Consider the following 25,590-nt stretch of genomic DNA (forward strand, 5'->3'; position numbering starts at 1 on the left):
CCGCATCGACGATCTGCTGCCGTGGAACTTCAGGACGTCAAGCTGAACCGACAGTGCTATCCCGCGACCGCTTACGATCTCCTCGGCACAGGCGCTGGCAGGATCGATCACGGCGAACAACCGCGCTTCGATGCGCGTGGTATCGTGGACATGCTCGAGCTTGAGCAGGTCGAGGAGATCTCCGAATGCCCGCATCGTGCGGCGCGACGGTGTCCCCGGCTCGGCCAGCCCGTCGAGGGCTGCCTGGGCAAGCCGGATGCCGGGGTCTGCGCCGAGCAGGCCCGCCGCATCGATTAGCGCGTCCCGGTGCATGCCGACGAACGCGAGCAGCTCATCGAGCGCTGTCGCGGGGATAGTGCCGGATTGAACGGCCTGTGGTGTGGTGTCGAACATGATATCTCCCATTGCGGAGTTTCCGGATCGAGGTCCGGGTCAAGTGCAGGTGTTCGATCACCTCGTTGTCTTCGTTCGGGGCCGAGCGACTTCCGCGACTTCCGGTCGGCATGGCGCCGGTTGAACAAGCGCCAGCGCAAATGTTTCGGGTATGGACCGAAAACATCGGGACTTGACGGCGTTTCTGGCTCAGCTCCTTAGACACTGGCCGGAACAACTCATTGGAAAGCATAGGGCCGGAATTTTGTCTAAATTCACATAAGGCATTGAAATTGGTGGTTTAGGGAGGTTCTCCTCGGTCCGCCACTATACCATTTCATACGATTTGAATGGGTCGCCTTGGGCGGCCTTTTTCATTTCTATGGCTGGGCTTAGCCAATCCTGACATCATCTGGATACTTTTCGATGGAGACTCCATTCGTTCCCTGGCGCTGTCCGGGAAGCTGACACCCCGGTCGGCCTGTTCGGCGACCGGGGCCGGTGGCTGCTCACTCCGTCAACATTGAACAGCGTGAGCGAACTCCTTGTTCTGATCGCGCTTCTGATCAGCCCTGTTTTCGGGAAGCCTCGCTGGAGCGATATGCATCCCAAGTCGTTTAAGCAGCTCGGCATCGCTCCCCGGTGAGGGGTTCTCGGTGGTGAGAAGCTGATCGCCGACGAAGATGGAATTTGCTCCCGCGAGGAAACACAAGGCCTGAAGTTCGTCACTCATGCCTGTCCGGCCGGCGGAGAGGCGAAGAACCGATCTCGGCATCATGATCCGTGCCAAGGCAATGATGCGGATCAGTTCGAACGGCTCGACGTCCTTCGCGCGCTCCTGGACCGGAACGCCTTCGATTTCATTCCACAGGTTGATTGGCACGCTGCCCGGGTGGTTTGGCAGCATGGCCAAGGTGACCAGCATCGAAATGCGATCGTCTTCTGTTTCCCCCATGCCCAATATGCCGCCGCAACACACATTGATCCCACCCTTTCGGACCAGGTCGACGGTCTCGAGGCGGTCATTCATCGTTCGAGTGGCCGCGATTTCGGGGTAGTATTCGGGCGACGTGTCGATGTTGTGGTTGTAGAAGTCGAGTCCGGCCTTCTTGAAGCGATCCACCTGTTCCGGGGACAGCATGCCGAGCGTCATGCAGGTCTCGAGCCCGATCTCGGACACGCCGCGCACCATATCGCAGAGCTTGTCCATATCGCGGTCCTTGGGGCTGCGCCAGGCAGCCCCCATGCAGAATCGTTGCGCGCCGGCAGCCTTTGCGCGGGCCGCAGCGGCGAGCACGTCTTCGAGAGACATGAGCTTGGTCGCCTTGACGCCGGTTTTGTAGTGGGCCGACTGCGAGCAGTAGCCGCAATCTTCCGGGCATCCCCCCGTCTTGATGCTGAGGAGACTCGCCGTTTCGATCGCAGTTGCGTCAAAATGCTCACGGTGGATCGTCTGTGCCCGGAATGTCAGCTCGGGAAACGGAAGGGCGTAGAGCTTTTTCGCGTCCTCGAAGGTCCAATCCGTCTTGATCATTTCATCGCTCCCTTCAGCCGCGCCGCGCCGGATACGAGCATGGCGGCAATCGCTATCTTTACCAGGTCGCCCAGGAGAAAGGGAACAAGACCTGCGGCCAGGAGCTTTGAGCTCGGAACGAATATCGCAAGCCATGCTAGGCCTGTCGCGTAGACCACCATGAGACCAATCAGCATCGCAATCGCGCAGCCAAGCCATCCGCGCCCCTTCGCAAGCCAACCAACGAGCCCGGAAGCGACGAGAAAGCCCAGAAGGTAGCCACCCGTAGGGCCGACCATATAGGCCAGTCCGATCCCGCGCTCCGGTGAGCCGGAGAAGACCGGGAGCCCCATCGCGCCCGCGCCGAGGTAAGTCAGCATTGCGGCCACTGCCGCACGCGGACCGAGCAAGGCCGAGCAAAGAAAGACTGCGAAAGTATGCAGCGTCATTGGCACAGGCCAGAAGGGGATCTGGATCTTCGCACCCAGGGTGATGACCATCGCCCCGAGCGCCGCGAAAGCGATCAGACGCCAGCTGGACTGGGGATGTGCAACGCGGAATGCAAGTGATGACATAGAGGGTCCTCCAAAGTGGGTCATAATTTATTCCACGATAGAGAGCTTAAACGATCACCTGCTCAATCTGCTTTATAGATAATTTCCGGGATAACTATTAACCTGTTCTATAGGTTGATATTTTTCCTCGAACTGGAGCGGATTCCGATCCAGCCGACGTGCCGAGACAGGATTGTACAGGCCCGCTCGGTCTGGCCCCTGCGAAGGGCTTCGAGGATGCGGCGGTGCTCATAGTCGGTGCGGGTTTCCCAGCCTCGGCGCCAGGCTGAGAAGAGGAAACGCGCGCTTGCCATGTGCAGATCATCAATGGTGCGAAGCAGGCGGGGCATATTGCAGGGAGTCAGGATCAGACGGTGGAAGTGCCGGTTCGCCGCCTCCCATTCGCGGACATTTTGGGCCGTATCGCCGCGCCGGGTAACTTCTTCAGCCTCGCGCAAGATATCGCGGTTCATGTTTGATGCCGCATGGCGAAGCGCCAGTGACTCGAGGCTTGCACGCATCTCCGCCACCTCACGCAGCTCTGCCAAGTCGAATTCGGTCACACGAAAGCCGCGCCGGGGCAAAGCTTCCGCCAAACCCTGCAATTGCAGCGCGCGAAATGCTTCACGCACGGGGACATGGCTCGCGCCGAACTCAGCGGCAATGTGATCCTGCCGGAGCCGGGCCCCGGGGCTGATCTTCCCCAAGATGATCCGTTCCGCCAAAACTCTCGCGATGCTCTCGGACCGCGTCTCTTTGATCTCTGTACTCATAAACGATAGGTAACCCGCGAAAAACCATTGCTTAAGAAGGCTGCCGTAAGCCCCATTTCGGCAAGTTCGCCACCAGATATACTGGTCCAGTCAGAAAATCACCGCCCCTCTTCCCATTGACCCAGGCTTCTCCGGTTTCCCGTGTGGCAGCCCAGAAAGACTTGATCGGGCCCAGCAACAGCACCAAACTGCAGATCAGGATGCTTCACTGGCCATATCGGTCCGAAGCCCGGACGCCCTCCCTTGTTCCGGGGCGTACCCTGCATCGTGTTACCATTGCCCGACGAAATTCGTTCAATCAGGCTCGCTGCAAAGGATTGGCCCATGTCTATACACAACGCGCATGTCTCGTATTTTGGCGACAGTCTCACGGATGTCGGGGTCATATTCGGCGCCCTTGTCGATGCTTTGACCGAACAGATACTGCCGGTTCTGATTGCGGATCTCGGCCCCGACCCGACGCCCGAAGAGATTGCCATCGCCCGACAGCAGGCCGGGTTATTGGCTGAGCAGCAGGCGCTCGCACAGACTCAGGGATCCGAACTCGGGCCTCAGAAGGCCGTCACGAATGAATTCACCCATGCGACCTATTTCGCGGACCTGACGGGGCACCCCATTGCCAATTTCGCGAATGCCGGCGCGCGGGCCCTCGGGTCACAAGAGCCGTTCGGCGACGGAACCGGTTATGATTCCAATCTCGGCGCTCAGCTCGATCGTTTCGTGGCCGCCAGTTCCGGCACCGTCTCCGCCGATTCGAAGGCTGTTCTCTTCATCGGATTGAACGATTTCCGGGACATCGTCGGTGATACGCTCGAAGACCCGGATGCATCGATATTGGAGGTGTTGGGCGCTGTCCAATTCGCGCTGAGCAACCTGCCCGCAGCCCTTGAGGATGCAGCAAGAAGGTTGAGCGACGCCGGCATCGGGACCGTCTATTTCGGCACCTTGCCGTCGCCTACCTTCTTCCCCGGCGCGGATGATCTCGACAGTTTCTCCGCGGGTCTCTCGGACATTGTTTTGGGCATCTACAATGGCTTGCTGACCCAGAGAGCCCAATCCCTGCGTTCCGAGGGGATCGATGTGCAGATCATCGATTACGCGGCGCTCTCCGAGGCGATCGCGGAGGATCCAAGCGGCTTTGGCATCGTCGCCGAGCGCTCCGATCTGCTGATCGACGGCTCCGGCTTTGATTCCGATCAGGTCGGTTTCTGGGATCCCATTCACCCCGCCGAAGCCGTGCATCAGGCATGGGGCGCCTTCACGGCCTTCGTCATGGAGGGCGGCAGCACGTCCTCGTTGAGCGATTTCGGGACCCTCAACATCCAGGACAACGGCAACAACGCCGTGTTCGCCAACGGTGGCAACGACACGGTCATCGCCCTGGACGGCGACGATATCGTCTTCGGCGGGACCGGCGCCGACCGGCTCTTTGTGGGAGAGGGCGATGACATCGCATCAGGCGGCGCGGGCGATGATATCCTGCGCGGAAAGGACGGAGACGACCTGATCTCCGGGGGCAGCGGCAACGATACGGTCTATGGCGGTTCGGGCAACGACGTTTTGATCGACGGCTTGGGCAGCGATGTTGTCCGAGGGGGCTGGGGGGACGACACTTTCATCTTCATCGAGAATATTCTTGAAGGCGATTCGTCCCCGAGCCAGGACTATTTCCGCGGCGGGATCGGCAGTGACACGTTGTACCTGGTATTGGACGCCCCCACTTTCGGCGCCTTCGAAACCGATGGGGCTGCGAGCGTATTGGACGCCCTCGGCATTTCCGCAAGCAGTATCGAGACGGTCATCGCCATCAACGGACGGGATCAGGTCGAGGACGTGCTGGGGGATCGCGCGTGGTTTCAGGAGGCTGACTATTGGGGTCTCGTACCGGCTCCGACCGACGTCCCTGCCGTTTGAGCCTGCGATTTCGCACCGGCTGAACCGAAACGGCTCGGCGCAGTGATCCGGTGCGCAGGTTTCAGGCAGGATGATCCGCTATCCAAGCCTGTTGCAGATCACCAACATCTAAGTGTCTGATCATAATTGTGGAATCGGTTCAGGATCGCTCCGCTCTCGCCCGATATCGTCACAGAGTTGAGCGGGAAGGAAGCGTTGTTATCCGATAGCACGCCGAGAAAGCCTCTCGGTGATCGTATAACAACGCGCGCCTGTCGCATGAGCCTATGCATCGGCAGGACGGGAAAACATGATTCCCCGCAAACTCCCGGTATCCGCAATACCGCCGACGCAGTGTCGGCCCCTCAGGAGAAAAACATGAAACTCATCTACCCGCTCATCGCAGCCACCGCCCTCATGTCAGCCTGCGCACCGGGCGTCGCAATCGACACTGATATGGAGCGCGGCCTCGTCGGGGCAGCTCTCGGGTATGGCGCGGCCAAGGCGGTCAAGGGGAACGGCGACCGCGGTGCCATCATCGGCGGGCTTGCGGGTGTATTCTGTGACGACGCCGGCGTTTGCAGCCGACCGCGCTACTGAGCGCAGCCAGGAGACATGACGGGGCGCGGATCAGCTTCGCGCCTCGCCCCGGGGCCGCGCCTGCCTGGTCACGGGCGCTCGCCCGGCCCGACAGCGGCGGACATCCTCATCTGCTGCCGATGCTTTCGGGCGCAGTCGCGCCTGCCCGCTGTTGCAGACGGCGGGAAATGCGGTTAGACGCCCCGCCATCCGGTCGCAGCCTACCCGGAGAACAAAACAAGGGCCCAAAATGAAAACTCTCGTTATCTGCTCGGGCGGACTCGATTCCGTGTCGCTCGCCCATATCGTCGCCGATCAACACCAGCTTACCCGGCTTGTCTCCTTCGATTACGGTCAGCGGCACCGCAAGGAACTCGATTTTGCCGTCGCCGCCGCGCGGCGTCTAAACGTGCCGCATCATCTCATCGACATGCGTCCGATCGGCGCCGCGCTCACCGGCTCGGCGCTGACCGACGATATCGACGTGCCCGACGGCCATTACGCCGAAGACACGATGCGGCTCACCGTGGTGCCCAACCGCAACGCGATCATGCTCACCATCGGTTTCGGGATTGCCGCCGCCAATGGCGACGCGGCCGTCGCCACGGCGGTGCATGGGGGCGATCACTTCATCTATCCGGACTGCCGCCCGGCGTTCACGCAGGCTTTCGAGACAATGCAGCGTGCCGCGCTCGATGGCTATGCCGATGTGCGCCTGCACACGCCCTTTGTCGAACGCAGCAAGGCCGACATCGTACGCGCGGGGGCGCGGCATGACACGCCCTTCGCCGAAACCTGGTCCTGCTACAAGGGCGGAGCGCTGCATTGCGGCCGCTGCGGCACCTGCGTGGAGCGGCGCGAGGCCTTTCATCTCGCCGGGATCGCCGATCCGACGCGCTATGCCGATCCTGACTATTGGGTCACGGCCCTCGCCGAGCGGGAGGGCAACTGATGTTCCGTATCAGCAAGGAATTCCACTTTTCGGCCTCCCACCAGCTGACCCACCTGCCGACAGATCATCAATGCGCCCGCCTGCATGGGCATAATTACATCGTCATGGTGGAACTGACCGCCGAAAGCCTCGACGCTGACGGTTTTGTGCGCGATTACCATGATCTGGCACCGCTCAAGACCTATATCGACGAACGTTTCGACCATCGGCATCTCAACGATGTCATGGAAGCCCCGTCCACCGCCGAAAACATGGCCCGGCATTTCTTTGAATGGTGCCGCGCGCGCTGGCCCGAGACCAGCGCCGTGCGGGTCAGCGAGACGCCGAAGACCTGGGCGGAATACCGGCCATGAGCCTGCGCATTGCCGAGATTTTCGGTCCGACGATCCAGGGCGAGGGCGCCTTGATCGGCGAGCCTACGGTCTTCGTACGCGCCGGGGGCTGCGATTATCGCTGCAGCTGGTGCGACAGCCTGCACGCTGTCGACAGCAGCCATCGCCACAGCTGGGCATCAATGAGCCCCGAGGCGGTCTGGAACGAGGTGCTGCGGCTGTCGGAGGGAGAGCCGCTCACAATCTCGCTCAGCGGCGGCAATCCGGCGATTCAGGATTTCGGTCCGCTGATCGCGCGGGGCAGGGCCGCGGGCTACCGCTTCGCCTGCGAGACCCAAGGCTCCGTGGCACGCTCCTGGTTCGCTGAGCTCGACACGCTGGTGCTTTCGCCCAAACCGCCTTCGAGCGGGGAAACCGTGGATTGGGACGCTTTCGCCAAATGTGTCTCAGCCGGGAGCGCGGCGCGGCAGACGGTGGTGAAGATCGTGATTTTCGACGAGATCGACTATCAATGGGCCAAGCAGGCCCACGCCCTTCATGCGCATCTGCCGCTCTATCTCCAGCCCGGCAACCCGGAGGTCGATCCCGAGACGCCCGTCGATCTGCAGGCGCTGGCGGCCCGGCTGGAATGGCTGACCGAGAGGGCGATGGGCGATCGCTGGTTCACCCCCCGTATCCTGCCGCAGCTCCACGTCCTGATCTGGGGCAACAAACGCGGCGTCTGACCCATCGGAGAACATTCATGAACGATGACATCTACAGCAATCTCAAACAGCTCGGCGGCGAAACCCGCATTCCGGCCAACCCCGAGGATGCCGAGCTCGAACGGGTGCCCAATCCGCAGGCCGACGTGACCTACAACGTGCGTTTCACCGCGCCGGAATTCACCTCGCTCTGCCCGATGACCGGCCAGCCCGATTTCGCGCATCTGGTGATCGACTACGCGCCCGGATCCTGGCTGGTGGAATCGAAATCGCTGAAGCTGTTTCTGACCTCCTTCCGCAATCACGGCGCCTTTCACGAGGATTGCACCATCTCCATCGCGCGCCGACTGGCCGATTTCCTGGAGCCGCAATGGCTGCGGATCGGTGGCTATTGGTATCCGCGCGGCGGCATTCCGATCGACGTCTTCTGGCAGACCGGACCCGTGCCGAAGGATCTGTGGCTGCCGGACCAGGGCGTGCCACCCTATCGCGGGCGCGGCTGAAGGGCGAGCGCCGGTCGCAGCGGCGCGCCGCCGCGCCCGGCGTGACACGCGGTCGCAAAGCCTTCTATCCCCGTCGCATGGCCCGTTTGAACTCGCCAAGCTGGAAGGCGCCGAGCATCTGGCCGCTGCCGAAATAGCTCACCGCGCCGATGCCGATCAGCGCCAGAAGCGCCAGGCCGCGCCACCAGGGCAGACCGAGGAAAGGCTGCAGCGCCGCATTGCCGAGCCACAGCGCAAGCCCCATCACCGCCGAGGCGATCAGGATGCGCCAGATACGTCGATGGAACCGGGCGTCGAAGCTGACCGCGGGGCCGAAGCGTCGCGCGCCAAGCGCCAGCAGCACCACCATAGCCCAGCCTGCCAGTGTCGCGGCAATCGCCGGGGCGATCCAGCCGACGAACGGGGCGAGGCCGATGGCGGCCGCGGCATTGATCACCATCGCCGCCACCGCGAAATAGAACGGGCGACGGGTGTCTTCGCGGGCGAAATAGACCGGCTGCAGGATTTTCTGCAGCACGAAGGCCGGCAGGCCGAGCCCGTAGATCGCCACGGCGGTAGCGATCGCCGCGGAATCATCGGCGGAGGCGGCACCGCGCTGGAACAGCACCGAGACCAGCGCGAAAGGCACCACGATCAGCGCCACGGCAGAGGGGATGGTCAGCGCCAGCGAGACTTCGGCGGCCCGGCTGAGCGCGGTCTGCGCTCCCGCGTCGTCCCCGGCACGCAGGCGGCGCGACAGGTCCGGCAGCAGCACGATGCCGACCGCGATTCCGACCACGCCGAGCGGCAGTTGATAGAGCCGGTCGGCCGCGAACAGCCAGGATACCGCCTTGTCATACTGGCTCGCCACCAACTGCCCGACCACGAGGTTGACCTGCATCACCCCCGAGGCCAGCGCCGCGGGCAGGGCGATGACGATCATCGCGCGCATGTCGCTGTTCCAGCGCGGTCGCGAGGGGCGCAGCGCGAAGCCTGCCGCCGCCGCCGCGCGCCAGGTCAGCGCAAGCTGCGCCACCCCGGCGATCGGGATGGACCAGATCAGCCAGGTGATCGCGCTGCCCCCGGTGAGCGCCGCGATGCTGAGCGCGGCGAGCACGAAGACGTTGAGCAGGACCGGTGCGGCCGCGGCCACGGCGAAGCGCCCGGTGGCGTTCAGGATGCCGGAAAACAGCGCCGAGAGCGACATGCAGAGGATGTAGGGAAAGACGATCCGTCCGTAGCCCACCGTCAGATCGAACCGCATATCGCCCGCAAAACCCTCGGCGGTCAGCCAGACCAGACCGGGCATGAACACCATGCCGAGCCCGGTCAGGACGAGCACCACAAAGCCAAGTCCGTTGAAAGCGTCGCGGGCAAACCCGCCGGGTCCTTCCTCGCTTTCGAGCTTCTTGGCGAACATCGGCACGAAGGCGGCGTTGAAGGCCCCTTCGGCGAAGAACCGGCGGAACATGTTGGGCAGGCGGAAGGCCGCCACGAAGGCATCCATGACCGGGCCCGGGCCGATCAGCGACAGGATCATCACCTCGCGCAGGAAGCCGAACACGCGGCTCAGCAGGGTCCAGAGCCCGACGGTGAAGAAGCCGGACATGAGGCGGATGGGTTTCATGTGCAAGATGCCTTGGAAAGGGGACTGACGCCTGCCTAGCGCGGGCGCGGCCCCTGCGCAATCGCTCCCGGCGATGCGACGCGCATCGCCCAGGCGCCGCATCGCCGTTCTTGCTCCGTGTCCGGCAATGTGGTCTTAGCAGGCACGGCGCGCGCCGCGCCGGATGCCGCAACAGACAACACAGGTAGAGAAGTGACAAAGAGACCCGCGATCCGCCACACCGTGTTCTTCAGCGCCCGCGACAAGGCGGATATTCCGAAGATCATCGAAGGCCTGTCGATGCTCGCCGAGATCCCGCATTCGCAGGTCTTCGAAGTGCGCCGCAACACCCGCAGCGACAATTTCTCCAGCGAGGTCGATGTGGTGGTCTATGCCGAATTTGCCAGCGAGGCGGATTACGCGGCCTACAAGGCCGACCCGATCTATGACGCGGCGATCAAGGTCGTCAAACCGATGCGCGACCTGCGGATTGCCGCCGATTTCTGACCCTGCGAGGATTCTGCAACGATGAGCACGCATGAGCCCCGGGTGATCTTCGATCACGGCCCGCTGCCGGGCGGCAGTCTCTTTGCATCGCCCCGGCGGCTGATCCGCGCGACACGACCCGAGGAAGTGCCGGACGCCCTTGCCGCGCTGCAGGAGGCGCAGGGGCAGGGCCATTGGCTCGCCGGCTATGCCAGCTATGAGCTCGGCTATCTGTTCTCGCACAAGCTGCGCGACCTGCTGCCCGAGCCGCGCGACCTGCCGCTGCTGCATTTCGGGGTCTTTCATGCACCCCAGCCCGCCATTGCGACAGCCGATGACACCCCGGCCGAGCTCGGCCCGCTCGAACCGCTCTGGAGCTTCGAGCAATACGAAACCGCCTTCGCCCGGGTCCGCGACTATATCGCTGCCGGAGACATCTATCAGGCCAACCTGACCTTTCCGCTGCAAGCAGAGCGGCATGGCAGCATCGACGCGCTCTATGCGCGGCTCTGCGGCAAACAGCCGGCGCCGCATGGCGCACTGGTCGATCTTGGCGGGCCGACGCTGCTGTCGCGCTCGCCGGAACTGTTCTTCGGCGTTGATGCCGCGGGCCGACTGACCGCCCGTCCGATGAAAGGCACGGTGGCGCGCGGCGCCACACCGGCCGAGGACGCCGAGCGGATGCGCTGGCTCGAAACTTCCGAAAAGAACCGCGCCGAGAACCTGATGATCGTAGATCTGCTGCGCAATGACATCAGCCGGATCTCGCGGATCGGCAGCGTCCGGGTGCCGCAGCTCTTCACGATCGAGACCTATGCCACGCTGCATCAGATGACCTCCTGCATCACCGCCGAACTGCGCGGCGACGTCAGCATCGCCGAGATCTTCGCCAGCCTCTTTCCCTGTGGCTCGATCACCGGCGCCCCGAAGATCCGCGCCATGCAGATCCTGCGCGAACTGGAAGACGCTCCGCGCGAGGCCTATTGCGGCGCCATCGGCTGGATCGCCCCGGACGGAGCAATGTCCTTCAGCGTCGCGATCCGCACGCTGATCTGCGATGCGCAGGGCGGTGTGCGGGTCAATGTCGGCGGCGGTGTCGTCCATGACAGCACCGCGCGCGAGGAATATGACGAGGCGCTGCTGAAAGCCCGTTTCGCAGCACTCGATCCGGCCTGACAGGCCGCGCGGCTTAGCCCTCCGCCGCGCGTTCGACCCCGGCGGCGATCGCCTCGCGCAGGCGCTTTTCCAGCATCTTCTGCTTGGCTTCGGTGTAATATTTCAGCCCGAACATGTCCTTCACATAGAAGGTATCGACCACCTGCTCGCCATAGGTCGCGATCACCGCATTGGCGATATAGACATTGGCCGAGGCCATGGTGCGCGCCAGATCATAAAGCAGGCCGGGCCGGTCGCGGGTATCGACCTCGATGATCGTGTAGATCTCCGAACCCTCGTTGTCGAAGGTGATATGGGTCGGCACCTTGAAGGCGCGTTCGCGCTTCTTGACCTTGTCACGGCTCTTCAGCGCATCGCGCGCCACCACCTCGCCGCGCAGGGTCTTTTCGATCATGCTGCGCAGCCGGGGCAGGCGGCTGGCCTCATAGGCATTGCCCTCGCTGTCCTGTATCCAGAACGCATCGGTGACGTAGCCATCCTTGGTCGTGTAGCTGCGCGCATCGACAACGTTGGCCCCCACCAGCGCCAGCGCTCCGGCGAGCCGCGCGAAGATCCCCGGATGATCGGCCATCACGAAACAGACGCGGGTGGCGTCGCGGTCCTCGTCGGGGTGCAGGTCGATGCAGATGTCGCCCTCGCCGATGTCGCGCAGCATCCGCGCGAAGGTCAGATGCGCGGTGACATGCAGCCCCTGCCAATAGGGCGGATAATGGCGCGTGGTCTCGATCTTCAACTGTTTGCGCGGCCAGTCCGACAGTGCCTCGCGCAACGCCTTCCTGGCACCGGCGCCGCGATTCTCGCGGTTCAGATCTTCAAGTCCCGTCTCCAGCGCCTGCGCCGTCTGCTTGTAGAGATTGCGGATCAGCACCGCTTTCCAGTTGTTCCAGGTGGTCGGTCCGACGCCGCGGATGTCGCAGACCGTCAGCACGCAGAGCAGATCGAGCCGCTTCACCGTCTGCACCGCCTTGGCAAAGTCGCGCACCGTGCGCGGATCGGCGATGTCGCGTTTCTGCGCCATGTCCGACATCAGCAGATGATAGCGCACCAGCCATTCGATCGTGTCGATCTCGTCACGTTTCAGCCCCAGCCGCGCCGCGATGCGCCGCGCCATCCGCGCGCCGAGGATCGAATGATCACCGGGGCGGCCCTTGCCGATGTCATGCAGCAGCAGCGCCACGTAGAGCACCCGCCGGTTCACCCCGCGCTTGAGGATCGACGAGGCGACGGGCAGTTCTTCCACCAGCTCGGCCTTCTCGATCCGCGCGAGATTGGCGATGCACTGGATCGTATGTTCGTCCACCGTGTAGCTGTGATACATGTTGAACTGCATCATCGCGACGATGTTCTCGAATTCCGGGATGAAAGCGCCGAGCACGCCAAGCTCGTTCATCCGCCGCAGGGCGCGCTCCGGATTGCCGTGTTTCAGAAGCAGGTCGAGAAAGATCCGCTGCGCCTCCGGTGTCTCGCGCATGCCGTCGTCGATCAGGGAAAGGTTCGACTTGACCAGCCGCATCGCATCCGGATGGATCAGCATGCCGGTGCGCAGCGCCTCCTCGAAGATGCGCAGCAGGTTCAGCTTGTCCGACAGGAAGTCGGCGTCGTCCTTGATGGCGATGCGGTTATGCACCATCTCATAACCGCCGCGCATCTTCGGGCGGCGTCGGAAAATCCGCTCCAGCAGCGGCCCGGCCTTGATATGCATCGCCTCGAGCCCGGTCACCACGATCCGGGTCAGATCGCCCACCGCGGTGGCATGTCGGAAATAGGCCTGCATGAAGATCTCGACCCCGCGACGCCCGCGCAGATCGCGATAGCCCATCGCCTCGGCGACCTGCACCTGCATGTCGAAGGTGAGCTGCTCGTTGGCGCGGTTGGCAATCAGGTGGAGATGGCCGCGCACCGCCCAGAGGAAGCTCTCCGCCGCCTTGAAGGTCTCGTATTCGTCGGCGCGGAAAACGCCCTTGCTGACCAGGTCGGCCGGATCGTCCACCTCGTGAATATACTTGGCGATCCAGTAGAGCGAATGCAGGTCGCGCAGCCCGCCCTTGCCTTCCTTCACATTCGGTTCGACCACATAGCGCTGTCCCTGCTTGAGATGCCGCGCGTCCCGTTCCTCGAGCTTGGCCTCGATGAACTCGCGCCCGGACCCCGCGAAGAGATCCTTCCTCAGGGCCTCGGCGAGCCGCGCCGCCAGCGCGGTATCCCCGGCGATGAAGCGATGTTCGAGCAGCGATGTCTGGATGGTAAAATCCTCGGCGCCGAGCCGGATACAATCCCGCACGGTGCGCGTGGCATGGCCGACCTTGAGCTTCAGATCCCACAGGATGTAGAGCATGCTCTCGATCACGCTCTCGGTCCAGGCAGTGGCCTTGTAGGGGATCAGGAACAGCAGATCGACATCGGAAAACGGGGCCATCTCGCCCCGGCCGTAGCCGCCGACGCCGATCACCGCAAGGCGCTCGCCATGGGTCGGGTTGGGCTTGGGATGCAGCAGCGATACCGCAACGCGCAAGGCACATTGCACGAGGTGATCGGTCAGCCAGGTATAGGAGCGCGTCATTGCCCGCGCATCGAAGGGCGCGGCGGCGAAACCGCGGGCGATCTCCGCCCGGCCCTGTTTCTGCGCCTGCAGCAGCAGCGCGACCGCCTCGGCCCGCAAGGCGGCCCCTTCCAGCCCTTCACAGGCCGCGCGAACCTCCCGCTCTATCCGTTCGGCATCGAAAATCTCCTCCGGCGCAGCGATCAGGCGCGACTGGTCAGCCGCGCCCGGAGGAGGCAGAACGATGCTGCGGGGAAACACGGCAGGCCGACCCGGCTCAGAAGCCGGCGCCGCCGAAGCCCTGCGGGGCCCCCTCGATGATCACCACGCGCTGATCGCGGATCGTGGCCACCGCAAGACCGCGCTCGTTGGTGCCGTCATTGCGCAGGCGGAAGACGCCGCTCGCCCCCTTGAACCCGGCCCCCTGGGTCAGCGACGAGCTCGACAGCGCATTCGAACGACCGGACTTGACCAATGCCCCGACCGCGGCGATCCCGTCGAATGCCAGCCCCGCCAACGGATGCGGCGTCGAAGAATAGGCGGCGCTGTAACGGCTTGAGAAAGCCTGCGTCGCGGAAGGGTCGGGCAGGGCAAACCAGCCGCCCTGCACACCGGGCAGCGCCAGGGTCTGCGGCGGGATATCCCAGCGAGTCAGGCCGATATACTGGGTGCTTGCCGCCTGGATACCGGCCTCCGGCAGAACCTGCGCGAAGAGCGGCAGCGCGCTCGCCGACGAGGTGGTGAGGAACAGCGCATTGGCACCGGAACCGTCGATTGCCGCCTTGACCCGCGGCACCGCGGCGAGAACCGATTCCTGGCTGTTGGCATAATCGACCGCCCCCGCAAGGGAGGCGCCATGCCGCGCGATCGCCTGTTCGATCGCCGCCCGGCCGAGCTGCCCGGCGACATCCTGCGCGTGCAGGATCACGATCCGGTCACGACCCTGGCGTTTGGCGTAGGAGACCAGACGGTTGGCCGTGGAATTGAAAGTCTGCCCGAGGACGAAGACATTGCCGCCCGCAATCGTCGGGTTGTTGGAGAAGGACAAGACGTTGACGCCCTGCGCCGCCGCGGCCACGCCCGCCGCGTTGGCCGCCTCGCCATAGACCGGCCCGAGGATGACCTTGGCGCCGTCGTTCACCGCCTGCGTGGCCACCTGAGCCGCCGTGGCGGCATTGCCCGCGGTGCCATAGACGCGCAGATCGATCTCCACCCCATCAAGGTCCCGCATCGCCAGCCGCGCCGCGTTTTCCAGATTCTGCGCCAGAATATTGTCGCCCGCCGAGCCGCCGCGCGGCACCAGCAGCGCCACGGGCACCGGTCTTGACGCGTCGATCTTCGGCCCCGGACCGCCGGTCAATCCGCCCATCGCCGCAGGTTCGCAGGCGGCAAGAACGAGCGCGAGCAAGGGCAGGAGCAACAGGTGCATCCGCTTGCGCAGCAGGTGAAAAAAGGCGATCATCATGGTTTCACTCCCAGGTGTGGCGACAATGGCGGATGCCGTTTGGCGGTGGCGTAATCATAGAACGTGCAAGAGGCGGGTCCAGCGTTGAATTACCAAAAAGTCGCACTCGCCCCGGGGCTCTATTTCGTCGGCGTACCGATCGGCAGTGCGCGCGACATCACGCTGCGCGCGCTCGACGTGCTGGCGAGTGCCGATCTGCTGGCTGCCGAAGACACGCGCAGTCTGCGCCGCCTTCTGGAAATCCACGGCGTGAGCCTTGACGGTCGGCAGGTGCTGTCCCTGCATGATCACAGTGGCACGGCTGTGCAGCAACGGCTGTTGACGGCGGTCCGCGAGGGCCGGTCGGTCGCCTATGCCTCCGAGGCCGGGATGCCGCTGATCGCCGATCCGGGGTTCGAATTGTCCCGAGCAACGGCCGAGGCCGGACTGATGCAGACCTGCGCGCCGGGCCCGTCTGCCGTGCTCACTGCGCTGGTACTGGCCGGTCTGCCGACGGATGCCTTTTTCTTCGCCGGGTTTCTGCCCAATGCTCGGGGCCCCCGCCGCGCCGCGCTCGAAAAGCTGCGCGACGTGCCGGGCACGCTGGCATTCTACGAATCGCCAAAACGTCTCGGCGCCATGCTGAAAGATGCCGCCGATACGCTCGGGGCCACCCGTCAGGCGGCGATGTGCCGGGAATTGACCAAGCGATTCGAAGAGGTGCAACGCGGCAATCTCGCGGAATTGGCGGAAAAATATGCGCAGAACAGCCCGAAGGGCGAGGTCGTGGTGCTGATTGATCGAAGCCGTTCAGATTCTGTTAGCGAAATGGACCTAACGTCGGATCTGAGCCGGGCCTTGAGCGAAATGTCGATGCGGGATGCGGTCGATCTGGTCGCGCAAGCGCATGCCCTGCCGCGTCGGCAGGTCTATCAGGCAGCGCTGGCGCTGGGCAAACCGGGCGGGAAGGATTGAGCGATGACAGCGAGAGCCATTCGACAATTCCGCGGGCAGCGGGCCTATCATGCGGGCGCCGCGGCGGAAAACCGCATCGCGCAGGATTACGAAAGGCGGGGCATCAGCGTCGCGCGACGGCGCTGGCGCGGTACAGGAGGGGAGATTGACCTGATCCTGCGGGACGGCGAAGCTCTGATCTTTGTCGAGGTCAAACAGAGCCGCAGCATCGCCCTCGCCGCCGAAAGGCTCAATGCGCGGCAAATGCGGCGGATCTATGCCTCGGCCTCCGAATTTCTCGGACAGGAACCACGGGGCGCGCTTACCGACGTACGCTTTGACGTCGCGCTGGTCGATGCCAGCGGCGCATTCGAGATCATCGAAAACGCCTTCGGTCAGGGCTGACCCATTGCGCCCCGTCCCGCGCTGGGCCATCTAGGGTGCGACAGCAAGGGGATGGCCATGAAGATTGCCTTTCAGATGGACCCGATCGGGACCGTGAACATCAATGCCGACAGCAGCTTTCGTCTGGCCGAGGAAGCGCAGGCGCGCGGTCATTCGCTGTTTTTCTATACGCCGGATCATCTGGCCTATCAGGAGGGGCGGATCACCGCCCGCGGTCACGACTTCACGGTGCAGCGGGTGGCGGGAGACCATGTGGCGCTCGGTCCCGAGCGCGAGGTCGATCTGGCCGATTACGATGTCGTCTGGCTGCGCCAGGACCCGCCGTTCGACATGCATTACATCACCTCCACACATCTGCTCGAACGGCTGCGCGACACGACGCTGGTGGTCAATGATCCGTTCTGGGTGCGCAATTTCCCCGAGAAGCTTCTGGTGCTTGATTTCCCCGGGCTGACCCCCCCGACCACGATCGCGCGGGATCTCGATACGATCAAGGCATTCAAGGCGCGCCATGGCGATGTGATCCTGAAGCCGCTTTACGGCAATGGCGGCGCCGGGGTGTTCCGGCTCGACGCCAATGACCGCAACCTCGTCTCGCTGCATGAATTGTTCACCGGGTTCTCCCGCGAGCCGCTGATCGTGCAGAAGTTCCTGCCCGCGGTGTCAAAGGGCGACAAGCGGGTGATCCTGGTCGATGGCGAGGCTGTCGGCGCGATCAACCGGGTGCCTGCGGAGGGCGAGACCCGGTCCAACATGCATGTCGGCGGTCGGCCCGAGAAGGTTGGCCTGAGTGAGCGCGACCTGGAGATCTGCGCGCAGATCGGACCGTTGTTGCGGGAGAAGGGGCAGATCTTCGTCGGGATCGACGTGATCGGGGATTATCTCACGGAGATCAACGTCACCTCCCCGACCGGGATCCAGGAACTCGAGCGTTTCGACGGTGTCAATGTCGCCGGGCAGATCTGGGAGGCTATCGCGGCGCGGCTCGACTGAGAACAGGCTGCGCGCGGGGTTTCAGGCGCCCATCGAGCTTGACAGGCGAAAGCTGAGCGCTTCGGCGAGATGCGCCTTGTGCAAGGTTTCCGACCCGTCGAGATCGGCAATCGTGCGCGCCACCCGCAGGACCCGGTGATAGCCGCGCGCGGAGAGCTGGAAACGCGCGGCAGCCTTGCCGAGCAGGGCGCGCGCCTCGCCGTCCGGCGCCGCGATCCGCTCCAGGATCTCTCCCTGGGCATCGGCGTTGAGCTGCATGTCCGCAAGCCCGGCGAAGCGGCTTTCCTGTATCTGCCGGGCCGCCGCCACCCGTGCCGCGACTTGCGCGGAGCTCTCGCCGGTGGCGGGCAGGTCGAGATCGGTATAGGCTACGGGCGGCACGTCGACGCGCAGATCAAACCGGTCCATCAGCGGCCCGGAGATCCGCCCGAGGTAATCCTCGCCGCAGCTCGGCACCCGCGCGCAGGCCCGGGCGGCATCGGTGAGATAGCCGCATTTGCACGGGTTGGCGGCGGCGATCAGCGTGAAGCGGCAGGGATATTTCACATGGGCATTTGCCCGGGCGATCATCACCTCGCCGGTTTCCAGCGGCTGCCGCAGGGTTTCGAGCACCTGGCGGGGGAATTCGGGAAATTCGTCCATGAACAGCACGCCGTTATGGGCCAGCGAGACTTCGCCCGGACGGGCTTGGCGTCCGCCGCCGATGATCGCCGCCATCGACGCGGTGTGATGGGGCTCGCGAAACGGGCGGGCGCGCGAGATGCCGCCTTCGTCGAGCAGTCCGGCGAGGGAATGCACCATCGACGTGTCGAGCGCCTCCGCCGGGCTCAGCGGCGGCAGGATCGAGGAGAGGCGCGCCGCGAGCATGGATTTGCCCGAGCCCGGCGTGCCGACCAGCAGCAGGTGATGGCGCCCCGCCGCGGCGATTTCCAGCGCCCGTTTGGCGCGTTCCTGTCCCTTGACGTCACGCAGATCGGGCCCGTCTGGCAGGGCCGTGACCTCGCCCGGTTCGGCCGGGGCGAGCGGCACCTGGCCGGTATAATGGCGCACCACATCGCCGAGCGTCGCCGCCGCGATCACCTGCGCGCCGCCGACCCAGGCGGCTTCGGCCCCGGAAGCGGCGGGGCAGAGCAGGCTGCGGTTCTGCGCCGCGGCCGCCATCGCCGCGGGCAGCGCGCCGAGCACCGGCACCAGCGAGCCGTCGAGCGATAATTCTCCCAGGGCGAGGACATTCTGGGTCACGTCCTCGGGCAGGATCTCCAGCGCGGTGAGCAGGGCGAGGGCGATCGGCAGGTCGAAATGGCTGCCCTCCTTGGGCAGGTCCGCCGGGCTCAAATTGACGGTGATGCGTTTCGAGGGCAGGGCGATGGCCATGGCGGCGAGCGCCGCGCGCACCCGTTCCCGCGCTTCGGAAACCGCCTTGTCCGGCAGGCCGACAATGGCGAAGGCGGGCAGGCCCGCGCTGATCGCGCATTGGACCTCGATCATCCGCGCATCGACCCCTTGAAAGGCGACCGTATAGGCGCGCGCAACCATTTGTCCTCCCCCTCCGGTGTTTGGTTAAGGATGGTGCAAGGGGAGTTTAGGAAGCGTTAACGCTGAGAGGCGCGGTCGGGATTTGAGTATTTGACGCATAAAGAAACGGGTGGCGGCATCGCGGCGCTTCAGGCGCGATGGTTGATCCGTTCGACCCGCCAGCTGTCTTCTTCATGATGCAGGCGGGTGAGCGAGAGATTGTCGATGCGATGCGCCATGGCCTCTTGCGGCGAGGTCGCGAGGGCGCGCTGGATCTGGGTCAGGATGACGCCGAAATGCGCCACCGCGATGATTTCCCCCGCGGGATGCGCCCGGTTCATCTCGTCGACGAAGGCGTTCACCCGGGCCGCGGTCTGATTCCAGCTTTCGCCATCCGGGGCGATGATGTCGCCCGGGGTTTCCCAATAGGCGCGGCTGAGCTCGGGATCGCGGCGCGCGACTTCGGCAAAATGCAGCCCGTCCCAGCGTCCGAAGTGCAATTCGCGCAGGGCCTTGGTTGACGGGAGGCGGCGATGCCCCGGAAGGGCCAGCGCATCGGCGGTGGCGCTGGCGCGGATCAGGTCAGAGGAGAGCAGCAAGGCGCGTTCCGGCAGCAGCGCGCAGAGCCGGGCGATCTGTGCGCCGTCGGAGAGATCGGCCGGGACATCGCGCCAGCCGACGAAGGTCTTTTCATGGGTCGGGCCATGGCGGATCCAGTGCCATGTGGTCATGGCAGGCTGCCTTTCAGCAGTCGCGGTAGCCCCGCGATCACCTGCAGGACGACATCCGCCTCGGCCGCCAGGGCGATGTTGAGCCGTCCCTGTGCCTCGCGGAACTGGCGCGCCAACGCATTCTGCGGCACGATACCGTGTCCGACCTCGTTGCTGACGATGACCCAGGTGGCCCGGCTCGCGCGCAGGGCCTCGATGAGCCGCGTCTCTGCCGCGGCCAGATCGGTCTCTTCCATCAGGTGGTTGCTGAGCCACATGGTGGCACAATCGATCAGGGCGGCGTGCCCCGGGTCGAGTTGGCCCAGCGCTGCGCCGGGATCGAGCGGGGCCTCGATCTCCTGCCAGGCGTCATCGCGGCGGGCACGGTGGATCGCGACCCGGGCGGCGAGCTCGTTGTCGAAGATCCTGCCCGTAGCGATATAGACCTGCGCCAGACCGCTGGATTTCACCCAGTTTTCCGCCCATTGCGACTTGCCGGAGGCGGCGCCACCTAGAACGAGTATCCGTTTCGGCAACATCTTTCTTCCAATTTTTGAACCAAACCGCGACCTCCTGCGTATCTCTCACAAGGGTTCATCACAAGATGTGCCACGTTGGATGGGGGACGATTGCATGACAATACAGACGGCACATGAGTTTTCGCTGACCAGGACGGCGATGAAAGCGGAGCTTCTCGATGCGGAGACGGAGCTGGAATTGGCCTATGCCTGGCGCGACCGGCGTGACGAGGCGGCGCTGCACCGGTTGATCACCGCCTATATGCGGCTTGCCATTTCGATGGCGGCGAAGTTCAAGCGTTATGGCGCGCCGATGAACGATCTGATCCAGGAGGCCGGGCTCGGCCTGATGAAGGCGGCGGACAAGTTCGATCCGGATCGCGGGGTGCGGTTTTCGACTTACGCCGTGTGGTGGATCAAGGCGAGCATCCAGGATCACGTGATGCGCAACTGGTCCATGGTGCGCACCGGGTCCACCTCCTCGCAGAAATCGCTGTTCTTCAACATGCGCCGGGTTCAGGCGCGGCTGGAACGCGAGGCCTCGGCCAGCGGCGAGATTCTTGACCGCTACCAGTTGCGGCAGATGATCAGCACCGAGATCGGCGTACCGCTGCAGGATGTCGAGATGATGGAAGGGCGGCTGTCGGGATCGGATTATTCGCTCAACGCCACGCAATCGGCCGAGGACGAGGGACGTCAGTGGATCGATGCGCTTGTGGACGAAAGCGCCCAGGCGGCCGAAACGGTGGAGAACCGGCATGATACCGAGCAGTTGCGCAACTGGTTGCTGACCGCTATGCAGAGTCTCAACGAACGCGAGCGATTCATTGTGCGCGAGCGCAAGCTACGCGATCAGCCGCGCACGCTTGAGAGCCTCGGTGACGAGCTGAAGCTCAGCAAGGAGCGTGTGCGCCAGCTCGAGGCAGCAGCCTTTACCAAGATGCGCCGGTCGCTCGAAAACCAGTCGAGCGAAGTCTTTCACTTCCTGATGTGACCGCCCTGTTAATATTATCGGTCCTCAAGGGCGTCGTGCTTGCCGCGGCGCTTTTTTCCTGTGTCCCGGCGCAGGCGGCCCCAGATGCGGCGCGGACGGCCCAAGTGATTTTTCTCGGCGAACGCCACGACAATCCGGCGCATCATGAAGTTCAGGCCGATTGGGTGCGGGATCTGCGGCCCAGGGCGCTGGTCTTCGAAATGTTGAGCCCGGCACAGGCCGTTGCGGCGGCGGATGTGGATCGCCGGGATGCGCCGACCCTTGCTTTGGCACTCGATTGGGACGCAGGCGGCTGGCCGGATTTTGCGTTCTATCACCCGATTTTCGCAGCTGCGCCCGAGGCACTTCTCGTCGGGGCGGGGATCGGACGCGTCGCTTTGCGCGAGATGCTGGACAAGGATCTCGGGGCGATCGAGGGGGCCGAGCGTTTCGGGCTCGACCGGGCACTGGCGCCGCAGGAGCAGGAAGCGCGGGAGGCACTGCAGCGCGCCGTGCATTGTGACGCCCTGCCGGAGGATCTTTTGCCGCGGATGGTGACAGCACAGCGGCTGCGCGACATGGCGCTGGCCCGGGCGGCTCTCAAGGCTTTCGATGAGACCGGCGGCCCGGTCGTGGTGATCACCGGCAATGGACACGCCCGCCGGGACTGGGGCGCTCCTGCCTTGCTGCTCCATGCGGCACCGACGCTGCAGATCTTCGCGCTGGGCCAGACCGAGGCGGGTGAATTGCTCCCCGGTCGCTATGACTTCATCCTCGATGCGCCTGCTGTCACACGGGACGACCCCTGCGCGGAGTTGCGCTGAGGCGGCGGGGCTGGCAGAAGCACGGGGCGCGCCCTATGCTCGGGGCGGAAGGAGACGCTTCATGCTGGCAGGCAAACATATTCTGCTGATCATCGGCGGCGGTATCGCGGCGTTCAAGTCGCTCGATCTCATCCGGCGTCTGCGCGAGCGCGGTGCGGTGGTGACGCCGGTGCTGACCTCTGCCGGAGAACAATTCGTCACGCCGCTGTCGGTCTCGGCCCTGGCCGGGCGCAAGCTCTACCGCGACCTTTTCGATCTCGGCGACGAGGCGGAGATGGGTCATATCCAGCTGAGCCGCGTCGCCGATCTGGTGGTCGTGGCCCCCGCCACCGCCGATCTGATGGCGAAGATGGCGCAGGGTCATGCCGACGATCTGGCCTCCACCCTGTTGCTGGCGACCGACACGAGGGTCCTGATCGCGCCGGCGATGAATGTGCGGATGTGGGATCATCCGGCGACGAAGCGCAATCTCGCGGTGCTGCGCGGGGATGGCGTGGCGGTGGCGGGCCCCAATGACGGCGACATGGCCTGCGGCGAATACGGTCCGGGGCGGATGGCGGAGCCGCTGGAGATCCTCGAGGCGATCATTGGCGTGCTGGGGGCAGGGCCGCTGGCGGGGCGACGCCTGCTGGTCACCTCCGGCCCGACCCATGAGCCGATCGACCCGGTGCGCTATATCGCCAACCGCTCGTCCGGGGCGCAGGGCAGCGCGCTGGCGCGGGCGCTGGTCGCGCTCGGGGCGGAGGTGGTTTTCGTCACCGGCCCGGCCGAGGTGCCACCGCCCGAAGGCGTGGAGCTGGTGAAGGTGCAGACCGCGCAACAGATGCTGGCGGCGGTAGAGGCGGCGCTGCCTGTCGATGCCGCGATCTTCGCCGCGGCCGTGGCCGACTGGCGCATGGCCAGCGCCAGCGACCGCAAGCTGAAGAAATCGAAGGACGGGCTGCCGGTGCTGGAATTTGCCGAGAACCCGGACATCCTCAAACAGGTGAGCCATATGGGCAAGGACCGCCCGGCGCTGGTTGTCGGCTTCGCCGCCGAGACGGATGACGTGCTCGAGAACGCCACCGCCAAGCGGCTGCGCAAGGGCTGCGACTGGATCATCGCCAATGATGTCTCTCCCGCGACCGGGATCATGGGTGGGGCCGAAAACGCCGTGACGCTGATCAGCGAGGCGGGCGCGGAAAGCTGGCCGCGCATGGGCAAGGACGCGGTCGCGGCGATGCTGGCGGAGCGTATCGCCGCCGCCCTGGGTGCCCTGCAATCCCAGCCTGCGGCGGATGGCTGACGTGAGGGAACAGGACGCAACGGTTATCGTCAGGGTGATGTGGGAACCCGGCGCGGATCGCTCCCTCGGCCTGCCCGCCTATGCGTCGGACGGGGCCGCCGGGGCCGATCTGCGCGCCAATCTGCCGGAAGGCGCGGTGACCCTGGCCCCGGGGCAGCGGGCGCTGATCGGCACCGGGTTGCGGTTGGAAATCCCGCCCGGTCATGAGGTGCAGCTGCGCCCGCGGTCCGGTCTGGCGCTGAAACACGGGCTGATGCTGGCCAATTCTCCCGGGACGATCGATGCCGATTACCGCGGGCCGCTCGGGGTGATCCTGCTCAATGGCGGGCAGGAACCATTCCTGATCGAACACGGCATGCGGATTGCGCAGATGGTGGTTGCGCCGGTTTTGCAGGCGACGTTTCAAACCGCCGACACGGTGGATGAAACCGCGCGCGGCAGCGGCGGATTCGGCTCCACCGGGATCGGCTGATGCTGTTCGTCCTGATCCTCGCCGCGGCGATCTGGTTCGGCGGCGGCTGGCTCGGCGTCCCGCGCCGCCTGCGTCTCGGGCTGCTGACATTGCTCTATGCGGTGCTGCTTCTCCTGCATCTGCTGTTCCCCGTGGGGAACCCGCTGCGCATGGCGACGGGGGGAAGCGCGGCGCCCTGGTTGCTGCTCGGCGGGGCGCTCGCGCTGGTCTGGACCTACCGCTCGATGCTTGGCGGGTTGCACCGACGCGCCGGGCAGCGCGAAGCGGAAGCGGCGGCGCTGCGCGGGCTGGGGGAGAAGCCCGGGTTCTCCGATGCCGAGCTCAACCGCTATGCGCGCCATATCGTGCTGCGCGAGATCGGCGGGGCCGGACAGAAGGCGCTGCGCGATGCGCGGGTGCTGGTGGTCGGCGCAGGCGGGCTCGGCGCGCCGGTCCTGCAATATCTCGCCGCCGCCGGGGTCGGCACCATCGGGGTGATCGACGATGACGATGTCGAGAACACCAACCTGCAGCGCCAGGTGATCCACAAGGACAGCGCCATCGGCATGCCCAAGGTCTTCTCGGCGCAGGCCGAGGTCACCGCGCAGAACCCCTTCGTCACCCTGCGCCCCTATCACCGGCGTCTCAGCGAGGAGATCGCGGCCGAGCTGTTGCAGGATTACGATCTGGTGCTCGACGGCACCGACAATTTCGAGACCCGCTATCTGGTCAACCGGTCCTGCGTCGCGGCCGGGCTGCCGCTGGTCTCCGGCGCGCTCAGCCAATGGGAGGGCCAGCTCAGCACGTTCGATCCGGCCCGCAACGCTCCCTGCTATCAATGTATCTTCCCACAAGCCCCGGCGGCCGAGCTCGCCCCCTCCTGCGCCGAAGCAGGGGTGATCGGCCCGCTGCCCGGTGTGGTGGGCACGATGATGGCGCTCGAGGCGATCAAGCTGATCACCGGCGCGGGCAGCAACCTTCGCGGCGAGATGGTGATCTTTGACGCGCTCTATGGCGAAAGCCGCAAGATCGCGCTCAGCCGCCGCCCGGATTGCCCGGTCTGCGCCGACACGCGCCGCGCCTGACTCCTCAAAACGTGCTATGCTGCGTCTCGCTGCAAAACAGGAGGATGCGATGCCCTATGTCACCGGAATGGTCTGCGCGGTACCTGACGCCAACAAACAGGCCTATGCGGAAATGAGCCGCGCCATGGCGCCGATCTTCCGCCGCCATGGCGCGCTCGAAGTGGTCGATTGCTGGGGCGTTGATGTCCCCGACGGCGAGGTGACCTCCTTCCCGATGGCGGTCAAATGCGCCAGCGGCGAAACTGTGGTCTTCTCCTGGATCGCCTGGCCCGATGCCGAGGCCGCCGAGAAAGGCATGAAGGAGGCCATGGCCGATGCCGAGATGACCGAACATATGGGCGCCATGCCCTTTGACGGCAAGCGGATGATCTACGGCGGCTTCGAAACGCTCTGAACCGGCCCGGACAGCGGGGCGCGGAAACTTGACCCGCCGCCGATTGCAACCTCCCGGCCGTGCCCCTAGCTTCAGGCC

General features: G+C 64.8%; 27 protein-coding genes. 17 read left to right on the forward strand and 10 right to left on the reverse strand.

Features of this window, described 5'->3' with window-relative positions:
- From ACFSUD_RS12815 to ACFSUD_RS12830, 4 genes are all read right to left on the reverse strand, one after another.
- A partial coding sequence (locus tag ACFSUD_RS12815; protein ID WP_386375001.1) for a hypothetical protein occupies nucleotides 1–393 on the reverse strand: 393 nt, incomplete at its 3' end.
- 496 nt (nucleotides 394–889) lie between these two features.
- Nucleotides 890–1,906, reverse strand: coding sequence for a biotin synthase BioB (gene bioB / locus ACFSUD_RS12820; protein WP_386375002.1), 1,017 nt, complete (start codon nucleotides 1,904–1,906; stop codon nucleotides 890–892).
- On the reverse strand, nucleotides 1,903–2,460 hold the full coding sequence (locus tag ACFSUD_RS12825; protein ID WP_386375003.1) for a biotin transporter BioY: 558 nt from the start codon (nucleotides 2,458–2,460) through the stop codon (nucleotides 1,903–1,905). Before ACFSUD_RS12825 ends, bioB begins: the two co-directional genes overlap by 4 nt.
- Before the next feature lie 107 nt (nucleotides 2,461–2,567).
- A complete protein-coding gene (locus tag ACFSUD_RS12830) occupies nucleotides 2,568–3,212 on the reverse strand; it encodes a GntR family transcriptional regulator (protein ID WP_386375004.1) in 645 nt (214 codons plus the stop codon).
- Nucleotides 3,213–3,488: 276 nt separating this feature from the next.
- On the opposite strand from ACFSUD_RS12830, the gene ACFSUD_RS12835 reads away from it, so the two are divergent.
- The 6 genes from ACFSUD_RS12835 to queF all read left to right on the forward strand — a co-directional run bounded on the left by ACFSUD_RS12835 (nucleotide 3,489) and on the right by queF (nucleotide 8,175).
- On the forward strand, nucleotides 3,489–5,126 hold the full coding sequence (locus ACFSUD_RS12835) for an SGNH/GDSL hydrolase family protein (protein ID WP_386375005.1): 1,638 nt from the start codon (nucleotides 3,489–3,491) through the stop codon (nucleotides 5,124–5,126).
- Between the two features lie 357 nt (nucleotides 5,127–5,483).
- Entirely contained in the window at nucleotides 5,484–5,705 is a 222-nt protein-coding gene (locus ACFSUD_RS12840) for a hypothetical protein (RefSeq protein WP_386375006.1), read from the forward strand.
- 229 nt (nucleotides 5,706–5,934) lie between these two features.
- Nucleotides 5,935–6,636 carry a 7-cyano-7-deazaguanine synthase QueC gene (gene queC, locus ACFSUD_RS12845; RefSeq protein WP_386375007.1) on the forward strand — a complete coding sequence of 234 codons (702 nt, stop codon included), beginning with the start codon at nucleotides 5,935–5,937 and terminating at the stop codon, nucleotides 6,634–6,636.
- Complete coding sequence (queD, locus tag ACFSUD_RS12850) at nucleotides 6,636–6,989, forward strand: 6-carboxytetrahydropterin synthase QueD (RefSeq protein WP_386375008.1); 354 nt, start codon at nucleotides 6,636–6,638, stop codon at nucleotides 6,987–6,989. The genes queC and queD overlap by 1 nt, the downstream gene beginning before the upstream one ends.
- The gene (gene queE, locus ACFSUD_RS12855; RefSeq protein WP_386375009.1) at nucleotides 6,986–7,693 is read left to right on the forward strand and encodes a 7-carboxy-7-deazaguanine synthase QueE; all 708 of its coding nucleotides are present in this window, start codon (nucleotides 6,986–6,988) and stop codon (nucleotides 7,691–7,693) included. Before queD ends, queE begins: the two co-directional genes overlap by 4 nt.
- Nucleotides 7,694–7,710: 17 nt before the next feature.
- Nucleotides 7,711–8,175 carry a preQ(1) synthase gene (gene queF / locus ACFSUD_RS12860; protein ID WP_386375010.1) on the forward strand — a complete coding sequence of 155 codons (465 nt, stop codon included), beginning with the start codon at nucleotides 7,711–7,713 and terminating at the stop codon, nucleotides 8,173–8,175.
- Between the two features lie 64 nt (nucleotides 8,176–8,239).
- Here the strand turns inward: queF and murJ are convergent, their stop codons facing one another.
- Entirely contained in the window at nucleotides 8,240–9,781 is a 1,542-nt protein-coding gene (gene murJ, locus ACFSUD_RS12865; RefSeq protein WP_386375011.1) for a murein biosynthesis integral membrane protein MurJ, read from the reverse strand.
- A gap of 192 nt (nucleotides 9,782–9,973) precedes the next feature.
- Between murJ and ACFSUD_RS12870 the strand changes: the two genes are divergently transcribed.
- The gene (locus tag ACFSUD_RS12870) at nucleotides 9,974–10,267 is read left to right on the forward strand and encodes a Dabb family protein (protein ID WP_386375012.1); all 294 of its coding nucleotides are present in this window, start codon (nucleotides 9,974–9,976) and stop codon (nucleotides 10,265–10,267) included.
- A gap of 21 nt (nucleotides 10,268–10,288) precedes the next feature.
- Nucleotides 10,289–11,422, forward strand: a complete 1,134-nt coding sequence (locus ACFSUD_RS12875) for an aminodeoxychorismate synthase component I (protein WP_386375013.1) — start codon at nucleotides 10,289–10,291, stop codon at nucleotides 11,420–11,422.
- Nucleotides 11,423–11,435: 13 nt separating this feature from the next.
- On the opposite strand, the gene ACFSUD_RS12880 is transcribed toward ACFSUD_RS12875, so the two are convergent.
- Entirely contained in the window at nucleotides 11,436–14,222 is a 2,787-nt protein-coding gene (locus tag ACFSUD_RS12880) for a [protein-PII] uridylyltransferase (protein WP_386375014.1), read from the reverse strand.
- Nucleotides 14,223–14,238: 16 nt separating this feature from the next.
- Nucleotides 14,239–15,423 carry a penicillin-binding protein activator gene (locus ACFSUD_RS12885; protein ID WP_386375116.1) on the reverse strand — a complete coding sequence of 395 codons (1,185 nt, stop codon included), beginning with the start codon at nucleotides 15,421–15,423 and terminating at the stop codon, nucleotides 14,239–14,241.
- Nucleotides 15,424–15,510: 87 nt separating this feature from the next.
- Here ACFSUD_RS12885 and rsmI point away from each other — a divergent pair, with 87 nt between their 5' ends.
- From rsmI to gshB, 3 genes are read left to right on the forward strand one after another with little or no spacing between them, the layout of a single operon-like run.
- Nucleotides 15,511–16,380, forward strand: coding sequence for a 16S rRNA (cytidine(1402)-2'-O)-methyltransferase (rsmI, locus tag ACFSUD_RS12890; protein WP_386375015.1), 870 nt, complete (start codon nucleotides 15,511–15,513; stop codon nucleotides 16,378–16,380).
- 3 nt (nucleotides 16,381–16,383) lie between these two features.
- Nucleotides 16,384–16,764 (forward strand): YraN family protein, encoded by a 381-nt coding sequence (locus ACFSUD_RS12895; RefSeq protein WP_386375016.1) that lies wholly within the window; start codon nucleotides 16,384–16,386, stop codon nucleotides 16,762–16,764.
- A gap of 57 nt (nucleotides 16,765–16,821) precedes the next feature.
- Entirely contained in the window at nucleotides 16,822–17,757 is a 936-nt protein-coding gene (gshB, locus tag ACFSUD_RS12900) for a glutathione synthase (RefSeq protein WP_386375017.1), read from the forward strand.
- 21 nt (nucleotides 17,758–17,778) lie between these two features.
- Here the strand turns inward: gshB and ACFSUD_RS12905 are convergent, their stop codons facing one another.
- The 3 genes from ACFSUD_RS12905 to cobU form a co-directional block, all read right to left on the reverse strand.
- Nucleotides 17,779–19,293: a YifB family Mg chelatase-like AAA ATPase gene (locus ACFSUD_RS12905; protein ID WP_386375018.1), complete on the reverse strand. Its 1,515-nt coding sequence runs from the start codon at nucleotides 19,291–19,293 to the stop codon at nucleotides 17,779–17,781.
- Between the two features lie 128 nt (nucleotides 19,294–19,421).
- Nucleotides 19,422–20,003, reverse strand: a complete 582-nt coding sequence (locus tag ACFSUD_RS12910) for a histidine phosphatase family protein (RefSeq protein ID WP_386375019.1) — start codon at nucleotides 20,001–20,003, stop codon at nucleotides 19,422–19,424.
- Nucleotides 20,000–20,521, reverse strand: a complete 522-nt coding sequence (gene cobU / locus ACFSUD_RS12915) for a bifunctional adenosylcobinamide kinase/adenosylcobinamide-phosphate guanylyltransferase (protein ID WP_386375020.1) — start codon at nucleotides 20,519–20,521, stop codon at nucleotides 20,000–20,002. Before cobU ends, ACFSUD_RS12910 begins: the two co-directional genes overlap by 4 nt.
- Nucleotides 20,522–20,615: 94 nt before the next feature.
- Between cobU and ACFSUD_RS12920 the strand changes: the two genes are divergently transcribed.
- From ACFSUD_RS12920 to ACFSUD_RS12945, 6 genes are all read left to right on the forward strand, one after another.
- On the forward strand, nucleotides 20,616–21,494 hold the full coding sequence (locus ACFSUD_RS12920) for an RNA polymerase factor sigma-32 (protein WP_386375021.1): 879 nt from the start codon (nucleotides 20,616–20,618) through the stop codon (nucleotides 21,492–21,494).
- 35 nt (nucleotides 21,495–21,529) lie between these two features.
- A complete protein-coding gene (locus ACFSUD_RS12925) occupies nucleotides 21,530–22,297 on the forward strand; it encodes a ChaN family lipoprotein (protein ID WP_386375117.1) in 768 nt (255 codons plus the stop codon).
- A 61-nt stretch (nucleotides 22,298–22,358) separates the two neighbouring features.
- Nucleotides 22,359–23,582, forward strand: a complete 1,224-nt coding sequence (gene coaBC, locus ACFSUD_RS12930; protein ID WP_386375022.1) for a bifunctional phosphopantothenoylcysteine decarboxylase/phosphopantothenate--cysteine ligase CoaBC — start codon at nucleotides 22,359–22,361, stop codon at nucleotides 23,580–23,582.
- On the forward strand, nucleotides 23,575–24,054 hold the full coding sequence (dut, locus tag ACFSUD_RS12935; protein ID WP_386375023.1) for a dUTP diphosphatase: 480 nt from the start codon (nucleotides 23,575–23,577) through the stop codon (nucleotides 24,052–24,054). Before coaBC ends, dut begins: the two co-directional genes overlap by 8 nt.
- Nucleotides 24,054–25,118, forward strand: coding sequence for a HesA/MoeB/ThiF family protein (locus ACFSUD_RS12940; RefSeq protein ID WP_386375024.1), 1,065 nt, complete (start codon nucleotides 24,054–24,056; stop codon nucleotides 25,116–25,118). Before dut ends, ACFSUD_RS12940 begins: the two co-directional genes overlap by 1 nt.
- A 49-nt stretch (nucleotides 25,119–25,167) precedes the next feature.
- Nucleotides 25,168–25,512, forward strand: a complete 345-nt coding sequence (locus ACFSUD_RS12945; protein ID WP_386375025.1) for a DUF1428 domain-containing protein — start codon at nucleotides 25,168–25,170, stop codon at nucleotides 25,510–25,512.
- Nucleotides 25,513–25,590 lie beyond the last annotated feature (78 nt).

It is taken from the genome of Sulfitobacter aestuarii (assembly GCF_042685005.1).
GTDB lineage: Bacteria > Pseudomonadota > Alphaproteobacteria > Rhodobacterales > Rhodobacteraceae > Sulfitobacter > Sulfitobacter aestuarii.

Excerpts from the sequence above, each read along its gene's own strand:
- bioB (WP_386375002.1), bottom strand. The coding sequence starts at position 1,906 with ATGATCAAGACGGATTGGACCTTCGAGGACGCGAAAAAGCTCTACGCC.
- ACFSUD_RS12825 (WP_386375003.1), bottom strand. The coding sequence starts at position 2,460 with ATGTCATCACTTGCATTCCGCGTTGCACATCCCCAGTCCAGCTGGCGT.
- ACFSUD_RS12830 (WP_386375004.1), bottom strand. The coding sequence starts at position 3,212 with ATGAGTACAGAGATCAAAGAGACGCGGTCCGAGAGCATCGCGAGAGTT.
- ACFSUD_RS12840 (WP_386375006.1), top strand. The coding sequence starts at position 5,484 with ATGAAACTCATCTACCCGCTCATCGCAGCCACCGCCCTCATGTCAGCC.
- queC (WP_386375007.1), top strand. The coding sequence starts at position 5,935 with ATGAAAACTCTCGTTATCTGCTCGGGCGGACTCGATTCCGTGTCGCTC.
- queD (WP_386375008.1), top strand. The coding sequence starts at position 6,636 with ATGTTCCGTATCAGCAAGGAATTCCACTTTTCGGCCTCCCACCAGCTG.
- queE (WP_386375009.1), top strand. The coding sequence starts at position 6,986 with ATGAGCCTGCGCATTGCCGAGATTTTCGGTCCGACGATCCAGGGCGAG.
- queF (WP_386375010.1), top strand. The coding sequence starts at position 7,711 with ATGAACGATGACATCTACAGCAATCTCAAACAGCTCGGCGGCGAAACC.
- murJ (WP_386375011.1), bottom strand. The coding sequence starts at position 9,781 with ATGAAACCCATCCGCCTCATGTCCGGCTTCTTCACCGTCGGGCTCTGG.
- ACFSUD_RS12875 (WP_386375013.1), top strand. The coding sequence starts at position 10,289 with ATGAGCACGCATGAGCCCCGGGTGATCTTCGATCACGGCCCGCTGCCG.
- ACFSUD_RS12885 (WP_386375116.1), bottom strand. The coding sequence starts at position 15,423 with ATGATCGCCTTTTTTCACCTGCTGCGCAAGCGGATGCACCTGTTGCTC.
- ACFSUD_RS12895 (WP_386375016.1), top strand. The coding sequence starts at position 16,384 with ATGACAGCGAGAGCCATTCGACAATTCCGCGGGCAGCGGGCCTATCAT.
- gshB (WP_386375017.1), top strand. The coding sequence starts at position 16,822 with ATGAAGATTGCCTTTCAGATGGACCCGATCGGGACCGTGAACATCAAT.
- ACFSUD_RS12905 (WP_386375018.1), bottom strand. The coding sequence starts at position 19,293 with ATGGTTGCGCGCGCCTATACGGTCGCCTTTCAAGGGGTCGATGCGCGG.
- ACFSUD_RS12910 (WP_386375019.1), bottom strand. The coding sequence starts at position 20,003 with ATGACCACATGGCACTGGATCCGCCATGGCCCGACCCATGAAAAGACC.
- cobU (WP_386375020.1), bottom strand. The coding sequence starts at position 20,521 with ATGTTGCCGAAACGGATACTCGTTCTAGGTGGCGCCGCCTCCGGCAAG.
- ACFSUD_RS12920 (WP_386375021.1), top strand. The coding sequence starts at position 20,616 with ATGACAATACAGACGGCACATGAGTTTTCGCTGACCAGGACGGCGATG.
- coaBC (WP_386375022.1), top strand. The coding sequence starts at position 22,359 with ATGCTGGCAGGCAAACATATTCTGCTGATCATCGGCGGCGGTATCGCG.
- dut (WP_386375023.1), top strand. The coding sequence starts at position 23,575 with ATGGCTGACGTGAGGGAACAGGACGCAACGGTTATCGTCAGGGTGATG.
- ACFSUD_RS12940 (WP_386375024.1), top strand. The coding sequence starts at position 24,054 with ATGCTGTTCGTCCTGATCCTCGCCGCGGCGATCTGGTTCGGCGGCGGC.
- ACFSUD_RS12945 (WP_386375025.1), top strand. The coding sequence starts at position 25,168 with ATGCCCTATGTCACCGGAATGGTCTGCGCGGTACCTGACGCCAACAAA.